The 10,940-nt window shown below is 70.9% G+C and carries 8 protein-coding genes; 5 read left to right on the top strand and 3 right to left on the bottom strand.

Annotated elements, in window-relative coordinates; translation table 11 throughout:
- The first annotated feature begins 282 nt into the window (after positions 1 to 282).
- The 3 genes from NBW84_RS06070 (at position 283) to NBW84_RS06060 (ending at position 4,239) form a co-directional block, all read left to right on the top strand.
- Positions 283 to 510 (top strand): acyl carrier protein, encoded by a 228-nt coding sequence (locus NBW84_RS06070; RefSeq protein WP_250282495.1) that lies wholly within the window; start codon positions 283 to 285, stop codon positions 508 to 510.
- 454 nt (positions 511 to 964) lie between these two features.
- Entirely contained in the window at positions 965 to 2,581 is a 1,617-nt protein-coding gene (locus NBW84_RS06065; protein ID WP_250282493.1) for a carboxyl transferase domain-containing protein, read from the top strand.
- A 167-nt stretch (positions 2,582 to 2,748) separates the two neighbouring features.
- Positions 2,749 to 4,239 carry an FMN-binding glutamate synthase family protein gene (locus NBW84_RS06060; protein WP_250282491.1) on the top strand — a complete coding sequence of 497 codons (1,491 nt, stop codon included), beginning with the start codon at positions 2,749 to 2,751 and terminating at the stop codon, positions 4,237 to 4,239.
- A 160-nt stretch (positions 4,240 to 4,399) separates the two neighbouring features.
- On the opposite strand, the gene NBW84_RS06055 is transcribed toward NBW84_RS06060, so the two are convergent.
- On the bottom strand, positions 4,400 to 5,140 hold the full coding sequence (locus NBW84_RS06055) for an AfsR/SARP family transcriptional regulator (RefSeq protein WP_250282489.1): 741 nt from the start codon (positions 5,138 to 5,140) through the stop codon (positions 4,400 to 4,402).
- 810 nt (positions 5,141 to 5,950) lie between these two features.
- Positions 5,951 to 6,547 carry a TetR/AcrR family transcriptional regulator gene (locus NBW84_RS06050; RefSeq protein WP_250282487.1) on the bottom strand — a complete coding sequence of 199 codons (597 nt, stop codon included), beginning with the start codon at positions 6,545 to 6,547 and terminating at the stop codon, positions 5,951 to 5,953.
- Positions 6,548 to 7,256: 709 nt separating this feature from the next.
- Between NBW84_RS06050 and NBW84_RS06045 the strand changes: the two genes are divergently transcribed.
- The gene (locus NBW84_RS06045) at positions 7,257 to 8,198 is read left to right on the top strand and encodes an alpha/beta hydrolase (RefSeq protein WP_250282484.1); all 942 of its coding nucleotides are present in this window, start codon (positions 7,257 to 7,259) and stop codon (positions 8,196 to 8,198) included.
- Between the two features lie 74 nt (positions 8,199 to 8,272).
- On the opposite strand, the gene NBW84_RS06040 is transcribed toward NBW84_RS06045, so the two are convergent.
- On the bottom strand, positions 8,273 to 9,736 hold the full coding sequence (locus tag NBW84_RS06040; protein ID WP_250282483.1) for an MFS transporter: 1,464 nt from the start codon (positions 9,734 to 9,736) through the stop codon (positions 8,273 to 8,275).
- 207 nt (positions 9,737 to 9,943) lie between these two features.
- Between NBW84_RS06040 and NBW84_RS06035 the strand changes: the two genes are divergently transcribed.
- Positions 9,944 to 10,588: a TetR/AcrR family transcriptional regulator gene (locus NBW84_RS06035; protein WP_250282482.1), complete on the top strand. Its 645-nt coding sequence runs from the start codon at positions 9,944 to 9,946 to the stop codon at positions 10,586 to 10,588.
- The last annotated feature ends 352 nt before the right edge of the window (positions 10,589 to 10,940 follow it).

Raw genomic sequence — 10,940 nt, 5'->3', positions numbered from 1 at the left:
TACTAAAGCGGAAACTAAAGTTCCGCTAGTGCTGCGACCGCTGACGTCGGGCTGGTTCAGGAAATGTGATTCTTGTGACCTGGACGCCGTCGCCGGGCTGTCGCACAATGACGCGCCTCGAAGACCCAGGAGCGTGGGACCGGCCTGCGCCGACCGCCGAGTGTTGGTGTTAGTGCTGGTGCTGACAGCGGAATTAGTGCCGTCCAAGGATCGCCCCACAGGATGTGGGACGCGGTTTCACCGGTTTCACCGGCCACGGCCGATGACGAACGGAGACGACGGATGGACAGCATCGAGGACCTGGTCGCGCTCGTCCGCGACGAACTGGGCCTGCCGGTGTCGACCACCGACACCGGCAGGGAACTCGACGAGATACCCGGCTGGGACTCGGTGCACCTGCTCACCCTCGCGACCATCCTGGAACGGACGACCGGGCAGCGGCTGTCCCTGCCGGACGTCCTGGAGGCGACGAGTCTGGAGCGGCTCTACGCGCTGACCACCGGCCGGTAGAGCACCACCGTACCGGGTTCCACCGGGTTCCACCGGGTTCCACCGGGTTTCAGCGCGTTCCACCGGTCCGCTGAGCCCAGCGGGGTTCACCCGGGCCCAGCGGATTTCATTGGCGCCGGACCACATCGGGCGGCGCTGGTGCCCGCGTCCCGCGGTTCACCGGATCCGCGTCGGGGCTTCGACAGCCTGCGTCGGGGCTTCGACAGTGGGCGCAAGCCGTCCACCGACCGGACGGGCACCGCCGCCACGAACCAGCGCCGGCCGGGAATTGCCGGGACGGACGGTTACACCCACGCGTTTCCGTGGCCTGTCACGGCCCCGTTCCGGCGGATTACCGGCGGAGCGACCACGGCAAAGACCGTATGACGTTCCCTGAGCCGCGTCCGGATGCCGGTGCGCACCGGTCGCGGTGGCGTACAGGAAAACTTTAGAGCGGACCGGAATCTTGGCAAGAATGACAGAGGTAGCCAACGGCACACGGGCCGGCGTCAGCATCGGGGTCGGCGTCAGCATCCCCGAGCAGGACGTCCGCGATCCTCGCCGCAGACTGTCCCACCTGTTCGATCCCGACTCGTTCACATCGTTCCCCGCCACCGGCAGCGGCCGCGTGCTCGCCGGGCGTGGCCGAATCAACGGCATTCCGGTCATCGGCTACTGCACGGACGGCAGCCGGATGGGCGGGGCGCTCGGCGCCGAGGGTTCCAGGCACGTCGTGGCCGCCATCGACGAGGCGGTCCGCACCGCAAGCCCGGTCATCGGGCTGTGGCACTCCGGTGGGGCGAGCCTCGCCGAGGGTGTCGAAGCGCTCGACGGCATCGGCCAGATCTTCGCCGCCATGATCCACGCATCCGGCCGGGTACCGCAGATCTCGGTGGTGCTCGGGCCGGCCGCCGGCGGTGCGGCGTACGGGCCGGCGCTGACCGACGTCGTGATCATGGCGCCGGCCGGTCGCGTGTTCGTGACCGGCCCCGACGTCGTGCGCAGCGTGACCGGAGAACAGATCGACATGGAGGGGCTCGGCGGCGCCGACGCGCACGGCCGCCGCTCCGGTGTCGTCCACGTGCTGGCCCGTTCCGAGCGGGACGCCTACCAGCGGGCCCGCCGGATCGCCTCCCTGCTCGCCGACCCGGGCCGTTTCGACCTTGGTGTCGGCCGGGGCCTGGCCGCCGCCCTCCCCGGGCCCAGGACCGAGCCCGGCGCCGACGAGATCAGCGCCACCATGGAGGTCGGCACCATCGAGGTCGGCGCCAGTACGCTCAGTGTCAGCGGCCCCGGCACCGGCACGGTCGGCACCGCCGAGGTGGGTGCCAGCGACGCCGGTGAGGATCTGCGGGCGCTGCTGCCGGACCGGCCGCGGCGGGCCTACGACGTCCGGCCGCTGGTGCGCCGGCTCGTCGACGACGACCCCACCGGCGACGGTTTCGAGGAGCTGCAGCCCCGCTGGGCGCCCAACATCGTCGTCGGGCTCGGCCGTCTCTACGGCCACAGCGTCGGCGTCATCGCGAACAACCCACTGTGCAAGGGCGGCTGCCTGGACTCGCTGAGCGCCGAGAAGGCCGCCCGGTTCGTCCGCATGTGCGACTCCTTCGGTATCCCGCTGGTCGTGGTCGTCGACGTTCCCGGCTACCTGCCGGGCGTCCGCCAGGAATGGGACGGGGTGGTGCGCCGCGGCGCCAAACTGCTCTACGCGTTCGCGGAGGCCACGGTGCCGCGCGTCACGCTCGTCACCCGGAAGTCCTTCGGCGGGGCGTACATCGCGATGAACTCCCGCTCGCTGGGCGCCACCGCCGTCCTGGCCTGGCCCGAGGCGGAGGTCGCCGTCATGGGCGCCGAGGCTGCGGTCGGCATCCTGCACCGCCGGGCCCTGGCCGCGGTGTCCGACGACGAGCGGCCGGCGCTGCTCGCCCGGCTCGTCGACGACCACGCCCGCACCGCCGGCGGGGTCGACCGGGGGCTGGCCCTCGGTGTCATCGACGCCGTCATCGATCCCGCCGACACCCGCCGGCGCATCGCGCAGGTCCTCGCCGACGCGCCCGCCCGCCGCGGCCGCCACGGCAACATCCCCTTGTGACGGCCTCCCGGTAATGATCCCCTTGTTACCGCCCCTGGCCACCGAGGTGGCAGCGGTGTGGTTCGGTGGTGTGGGCGAAGCCGTGACCACCGGATACAGGTGCTCCGGGCTGAAACAAACGGGTGCCCCGGGCTGGTAGCAGCGACGGCCGCGAGTTCAATGGGGGTATGGCAGTAGTCGGCTGGGTGGCGTTCGGAATTCTCCTGTTGGTGTGCGTGGTGGCGCTGTACGACGTCCTGCAGCGTCGGCACTCGATCCTGCGCACCTTTCCCGTCATCGGGCATCTGCGCTTCCTGCTGGAGGATGTCGGCCCGGAGCTGCGCCAGTACATCGTGACCGGCAACGACGAGGAGCGGCCGTTCAGCCGCGACCAGCGCCGATGGGTGTACGCCACGGCCAAACGGGCCAACGCCAGCTTCGGCTTCGGCACCGACAACGACCTGGAGCTGTCGGCGAACTACCTCATCGTCAAACCGGCGGTCTTCCCGCTGCCGGCGCCCGCACCCGACGACGACCGGCTGGAATGCCGCAAGGTGCTCGGTGCGGCGCGCGGCCGGGCCCGCGCGTTCCGGCCGGCATCGGTGGTCAACATCTCGGGGATGAGCTTCGGCGCGCTGAGCGCACCGGCGGTCGCCGCCCTGAACAAGGGGGCCGCCATCGCCGGCTGCCTGCACAACACCGGCGAAGGAGGCATCTCCGAACACCACCTACACGGCGGTGACCTGGTCTTCCAGATCGGCACGGGCTATTTCGGCTGCCGCACACCCGACGGCCGGTTCAGCCTCGAACGCCTGGTGGAGCTTGTCGACCGGCACCCGATCCGCGCGGTGGAGATCAAACTCAGTCAGGGGGCGAAACCCGGCCTCGGCGGCGTCCTGCCCGCGGCGAAGGTCACGCCCGAGATCGCCCGCATCCGGGGGGTGCCGGCCGGGCAGACCTGCGTCAGCCCGTCCACCCATTCGGCGTTCAGCGACGTGGACAGCCTGCTCGACACCGTCGAGGAGATCGCCGCGGCGACCGGGCTACCGGTCGGGATCAAGTCGGCCGTGGGCGAGCTGGGCTTCTGGGAGGACCTCGCCAACCGGATGGTGACCACCGGCCGTGGGGTCGACTTCATCACCATCGACGGGGGCGAGGGCGGCACCGGCGCGGCACCGCTGGCCTTCAGCGACCATGTCGCGCTCCCGTTCAAGCTCGGCTTCAGCCGGGTCCACGCCATCTTCGCCACCGCCGGGCTCGACGAGCGGACCGTCTTCGTCGGCTCGGCGAAGCTCGGCTTCCCCGAGACCGCGCTGCTGGCCATGGCCATGGGCTGCGACCTGGTCAACGTCGGCCGGGAGGCGATGCTGGCCCTGGGCTGCATCCAGGCGCAGCGCTGCCACACCGGCCACTGCCCCACCGGGGTGGCCACCCAGTCCCGCTGGCTGACCCGCGGGCTCGACCCCCAGGACAAGGCGGCCCGGGTCGCCAACTACGTCAGCGGGCTGCGGCACGACCTGCTGCGGCTCGCGCACGCCTGCGCCGTCAGCCACCCGGCCCTGGTCACCCTCGGCTCCTTCGAGATCCTCGACGGCCACTTCGGCTCCCGGCCCGCCAGCGAGGTCTTCGACACCACCGGCGCCCGCGGCCCGAAAAAGCCGGACGGCCGGGTGGTGTGACGACGCGGCTCGGGCGATCACTCCAGCAATCGCTCCAGGGGGACGCGGCTGGTGACGCGGACTGCCGCCCGGCTGCCACGGCGGCTCTGGCGGTCTTGGCGGGGACAAGTCCGCCAAGCGGGACTCAGCCGCCGAGCGGGCCCCATTTGTCGAGCGGGGCTCAGTCGTCCACCAGGATGGCCTGGTGCAGTTCGCGTACGGCGCGGCCCGGCTCAAGGCCGAGTTCGGCGACAATGGTGTGCCGGGCGCGCTGGTAGACCTGCAGCGCGGCGGCCCGCCGGCCGCTGCGGTGCAGGGCCAGCATGAGCTGGCGATAGAACACCTCGTGCAGCGGATATTCGGTGACCAGATTCCGCAGGAGACCGACCAGTTCCCGGTGCCGGCCGAGCCGGAAGTCGCATTCGACCAGATTCTCGTAGCACTCCAGCCGCAGTTCGTCGAGCCAGGCGACGAAACCGTCGACGATCTCGCCCCCGCGCTGGTCCTCCAGGACCCGGCCACGCCACAGCTCCAGCCCGCTGGTCAGGAAGGTGGAGGCCGACTCGTAGTCACTCACCCGGAATGCCGCCCGCCCGTCGTCGAGCAGCCGCAGGAACTCCAGCAGATCCAGCTCGTCCGGGCCGACGCGCATGAGATAGCCCGGTGAACGGGTCACCAGGCCGGAGCAGTCCCGGCCGTTGGCGGCGAGGAACTTGCGCAGCTGCGAAACATAGACGTGCAGGCCCGCGACGGCCCGGCGCGGAGGTGAGTAACCCCACAGTTCCGCGACGAGCTGTTCCGTCGAGACCACCTCGTTCGCCTTTATGAGGAGAACCGCCAGAAGAGTCGCCACCTTCCGCGCGTTGATGGACGCCACCCGATCGTTCTCAATTATCCGCAACGGGCCCAGCAACTGGAACATGGGATCAGACCTCCGCAGACGAGTGGATTTCGCCGGCCGCAGCCGGCTGGCCCCCGTTCCGCCCAGTCTCACATACTCATCCACTCCCGGCATCGGAGGAACCCCATATCCGTTCACGAATTCTCGGCCTGGAAGTGGTAACGGAGGACACATTGTTTCTTATTCATGCCTGGAATTCTGCGCCGTGTGACGTCGCCGAGGCGGGTGCGCGGTGCCAGCCGGGCCAGGGCCGCCGGGGAGGGGACCTGCGGGCGTGCGGCGGGCATGGGGTCAGAGGCGGCCCGGTGGTCCGTGCGCCGAGGTTCAGCTCGTCGGCGATCTCCTTGTTCTTCCGGCTCCTTGTTCTTCCGGCCGGTGCCAGCGACGTACACGATCTCGCGTTCACGGCCGGTGCGGGAGGCAAGCGGCGGGTACGCCGGCCCGTCCGCGGGCCGGAAGAGAAGATCACCGGGCATCGTGGTGAAAATTCCCCAATTCCACACCCGTTCGGCACACGGAGGAAAGGATCCACGGCATGGGTCCGCCGTTGAAAGGGGCCGGATTATCGGCGGGCGTCGCGGGGGCGGCTCGGCGGCAGGAGGAGATATGCCGCTGGACAGGAGGCGCTCACCACCGTGCCGAAGTCGACGTGGCGACGCCGGAACAGATTTGCGGCCTGCGGCTCCGGGGCGGCGTACGAATGGCCGGCATTACACCGGCGGGAACGGGCTGTGGCGCCGTACCTCATTCGCCGCGTCCTCCCAGCCAGCCCGGTGTGTCGACGTCCGCACCGTACCGGTGTGACACTCCAGTTTGCAAGAGCCGAGTAAGTCAGAAATCCATTACACCGGGTAGCCGGAGGCCGGTGGCAATGACCGACATCAGCGCCTCCAGCTGGCCGGCGCGCTCCGGTGCCTGCTCCCGGACCCAGGCGATGGCGCTGACCAGGGCGATCACCTCGTCGACCCCGATGTCCGCGCGGACCTCCCCGGCCCGCTGGGCCCGGGTGAGCAGCGCCGCGGCGGCGTCGTCCACGTTCCGGCAGGAGTGGTGCAGCGCGGACCGCGCGTCGCGGGGCCCGCTGAGCAGCGCGGCGGCAACACCACGATAGGTAGCCACGTACGCCACCAGATCGGACAGCCAGGTGATCAGGGCGGTACCCGGGGCATCCGACTCGAGCAGCCGGTCCGCCTCCGCGCAGATGGCGGCGGTGCGGTCGTGCACCAGCGCCTCCAGCAGCGCCTCCCGGCTGGCGAAGTGCCGGAACAGCGTGCCGATGCCGACACCCGCGCGCCGGGCCACCTCGTTGAGGGATATCTCGTCGTCCTGGCTGGTCATGGCCTCCCTGGCCACGGCGAGGATCCGCTCCCGGTTGCGCCGTGCGTGGGAGCGCATCGGCCGTCCGGGGGCCTGCGTCAGGTCACTCATACGCCCCGCCACCCATGCGAAACCTCCCTGGTTCGACCAGACTCCTTCGCTGAGCCTATGAACTGCGGCCCGCACAGGCGGCGGGTTCGCCTCCGACGGCCTCCTCCGGAGCCGCTGCCGCCTGACGCCCGGACCGGCCAGTGGTTACCGTCCGCATTTACCTGACACTGACATGACGGACGGTAGGCTCAACATTGACTGCTTGTAGATAAATAATTGTTTTACTCGACGCATCCGGGCAGACCGGGTGAGAGCCGACCGGAATTCTGGGCGCCATAACTTCCGTGTCAGTGGTGACGCGATGATGCGGCGGTCCGCCGTGACGCCGATCCAGGTGTCCGGTACCGGGCCGGGACCAGGCTCGGCCAGCCGCTGGGCCAGCCCGTCGGTGCCCCGGTCCAGGCCACGGCGACGGCCTGCCTCAGCAAGTACCCCCGCCAGCGCGGCCAGCGGACCGGCCTTCACGGTGACGAACGGCTCCGGGCCGGCGACCGATATACTGACACCGCGGTGAGCTTCGGAGAAGGGTGAAGGCGTCCGCCCCGGCTGCGGTCTTCCAGGCGCCCAACACCATGTTTGAACTCGTCCGGTCGACGGCCTGAGCCGAGCACCGGTAGGAAACGATGGCCCGGAGTTTTGCCGGAACGCTTTTCACATCCGGCCGCTGGGAGGCGTACACGGGTATGAATGCCCGCAGCGAGGAAAACCAGTGACGCGTACCCCGGCCGAGCCTGCGGCGGGTACATCGGTCGAGCCGGTGGAGAGCACGGTAGCCGAGCTGCTCGCCAACAGGGGTGCGTCAAGCCGCCTGCCGCTGGCGGAACCGGAACCGCTTCCCGGCACCGGGACACTGGACATGCGCAACCTGGAGGCATGTGACCCGGTGTCGGGCCTGCGGGTGCCGGTCCGCCGCTATGCGCCCCGCGGCCAGACGTCCGCGTTGCCGGCGGTGCTCTACATTCATGGCGGCGGCTGGGTGATCGGCAGCATCGACATGGTGCACTTCCTGGTCGCGCCGCTGGCCGTCACGCTGGACGCGGTCGTGATTTCGGTGGGTTACCGGCTCGCGCCCGAGCACCCGTTCCCCGCCGCGTTCGACGACTGCCTCGCCGTCCTGCGCTGGATGGCCGCCGAATCAGCCGAGCTCGGCATCGATCCCACCCGGATCGCGCTGAGCGGGGTGAGCGCGGGCGGGACGCTGGCCACCGGGGTGGCTCTCGCGGCACGCGACCACGGCGGCCCCGCGATCCGCCTGCTGCACCTGGTCACGCCTTCGCTGGACGACCGGGCCGACACCGCCTCGATGCGCAGGCGGTGGGGGCCGGAGCACCTCAGCCCACGGCTGGCGCGGGAGTGCTGGGCCGCCTATCTGCGTGATGTCGCGGGCGACGTGCCCGCGGTCGCCGCCCCGGCCCGGGCGGGCGACCTCGCCGGCCTGCCGCCCACCTTCATCGCGGCCGGTGAGCTCGACGCGGTCCGTGACGAGGCCCTGTTGTTCGCCTTCCGCCTGATCCAGGCCGGCGTCCCGGTCGAGCTGCACCACTATCCGGGTGCCACGCACGGCCTTGGCGGTGATGTCGGGCCGGGCCTGCGTCAGCGGATCACGCAGACCGTGCCGGCCGTCCTGCGGGAAGCGCTCTTCCAGGCCTGACCGCGCCGGCGGCCCCGGGCCGGGAGGAGGCCCGGGGCGTGCCCCAGCGCCGGCCGGGTTCGGCCGGCCGGGCCTCAGCTGGCCGTGTCGGCTGTCGCCGGGGTGGCCGGGACCGCGTCGACGGCCGCCGGGGCCCGGCCGCGGCCGGGGCCGAACCAGAACCCCAGGGACACCAGGATGCCGATGACCGCCGGCACGGTGAGCCAGGTGAAGACCCGGGCGAAGTGGTCCACCGCGCTGCCGGTGCCCTGGGTGAACGGCAGCAGGAACACGGCGATGCCGATCAGGCCGCCGACGGTGATGGCCACCTGCACGATCCCGGCGGTGATACCGGTGTCCTGCGGGCCGGCGCTGGAGAGGATGACGACGTTGAACGGGACGATGGCCAGGCCGACGCCGATCCCGATGACGATGATCTGTGGCAGTACCGAGGAGGCGTAGCCGGCGCCGTCGTCCACCTGGCTGAGCCAGGCCACGCCGGCCGTGACCACCGCGAGTCCCGCCACGCCCCGGCCCTTGAGACTGATCGAGCTGGCCAGCTTGGTGATCAGCGAGGCGCTGAGCAGGATCGAGATGGCGAAGGGCAGCAGCCCGAGCCCGGTCCGCACCGGGCTCAGACCGAGCACGGCATGCAGGTACTGGGCCAGGAAGAACAGGAAGCTGCCCAGCACCGCGGCCAGCAGCGTGAGGTTGAGAAAGCCGCCGAGCCGGTCCCGGTGGGCGAAGATCCGGCCTGGCAGCAGCGGCTCGGCGGAACGGGAGTCCACCACCGGCAGGAGCGCGAACAGCACGACGGCGGCCGCCAGCGAGACGATCGTCCCCGCGTCCCGCCAGCCGCTGTCGGCCGCGTGGACCAGGCCGTACACACCGCCGGTCAGTGCCGCGGTCACCAGGGCCGCGCTGGGGATGCCCAGCGAACGCTGGTTGCGGACGGCGTCGTGGGTCCCGAGTACGCGCAGGGCGACGACAAGGATCAGCGTGGCTACCGGGACGTTCACCAGGATGCTCCACCGCCAGCTGCCGGCCGAGGTCAGCAGCCCGCCGAACACCATGCCGGATGCCGAGCCGAGCGCGGTGACGGTGGAGTAGAGGCCGAACGCCCGCTGCCTGCGCTCCCCCTCGGACAGGATGGTCAGCAGCGCCAGCGCGCTGGGGCCGGCCAGCGCCGCCCCGGCTCCCTGCAGCACCCGGCCGGCGAGCAGCACCGCGACGTCCTGCGCGAGACCGGCGACCAGCGAGGCGACGGCCACCAGGCCGATACCGAAGAGGAACACCCGGCGGTAGCCGAACACGTCCCCGAGTCGTCCGGCGACGAGGAGCAGCGCGCCGAAGGCGAGATAGAACCCGTTGAGGATCCAGGCGCCGGTGGTGATGCCGGCGTCGAAGCGGGCCTGGATCTGCGGCAGCGCCACGTTCACGACCGTGCCGTCCAGCTGCAGCAGGTACTCGGCACCGACGATCGCGGCGAGCACGAGCCCCCATGCCCTGGGCGGACCACCACCCGTCGTGGTCGTACTGGAACCGGTTTCGGTGCTCACGATGCCTCCTGGAGCGGACGGGGATTATTTTGAGGGTGGCTCACCTTACGAGTTCGGCCTGATAATATGAGCCAGCCTCGACTTGTCAAGCCGGAGGTCTCCGATGGGGGATAGCGCCGTGGGGATAGCGCCGTGGGGGACAGAGCCCTGGGGGACAGAGCCCTGGGGGACAGAGCCCTGGGGGACAGAGCCGTGGGGGACAGAGCGGTGAGCGAGCAGCCCCCGAAGGAACGGCCCGCTCCCGCCGGCAGGGCACGCCGGGCGGACGCCCGGCGCAACCACGAAGCGATCATGCACACGGCGCGCGAGGCCTTCGAGGCCGGGGGCTCCGCGGCGCCTCTGGAGGAGATCGCCGCCCGGGCGGGGGTCGCCATCGGCACCCTGTACGGGCACTTCCCCACCCGGGAGTCGCTGATCGAGGCCGCGACCAGGGACGGCCTCGACGCACTGATCGCGTTCGCCGACGAGGCCGCCGTGACCGGCGACCCCCTGGCCGCCCTGCGGGACTGGACGGCGCAGGCGGTGCGGTACTGCAGCACCTTCCGCGGGCTGATGGGGCTGCTGACGCGCAGCCGGCACGGCGAGGGCGCCCTGTCCGGCTCGTGCACCGACATGTACCAGTGCGGCGCCGGCCTGCTGCGCTCGGCGCAGGCCGCCGGGCGGGTACGGCCGGGCTTCACCGCCGAGGACCTGTTCGGCGTCATCAGCGCCGCCGCCTGGGTGCGGGAGCGCTCGCCCGCCGGCCGGGACGGCAGCACCCGGATGCTGGAGCTGTTGCTGGACGCCGCTGTCACTGACAGTGCCGGACAGACTGGCCCGGATGGTTCTGCTTCGGCCCAAGGCCCGCTTTAGAGCCCTGCTGCCACAATCCATTCCGTCCGAGCCTCTTGGCTGGTGGAAGCGTGAGGGAGCGCGATTGTGTCGGTGGGGCCACATGGGCATACGGCTGAGAACAGCGCCCGGGAACCGCGTCCTGGCGCACAGCCGGTGACCGTCGGCTACCCCTGAGCGGACGCCGGCAACACCGCACAGACACCGGTGGGAAGGACCACGGGCAGCACAGGCACCAGCGGCCCGCACTCGCCGTCGAACTCCGCCCGGCACCAGCCGGCCCGGCCATGCGCACGAAACCGGCCGTACCAGCCCGGACCGTCCGACGGAATTTCCGGGTACGACATTTTCCGAACACGCCACCAGGCCCGGA

The organism is Protofrankia sp. CiP1_Cm_nod2, from assembly GCF_920664355.1.
Lineage (GTDB): Bacteria > Actinomycetota > Actinomycetes > Frankiales > Frankiaceae > Protofrankia.
The sequence above is the reverse complement of the archived record's forward strand: the minus strand, read 5'-3'. Positions and strand labels throughout refer to the sequence as shown.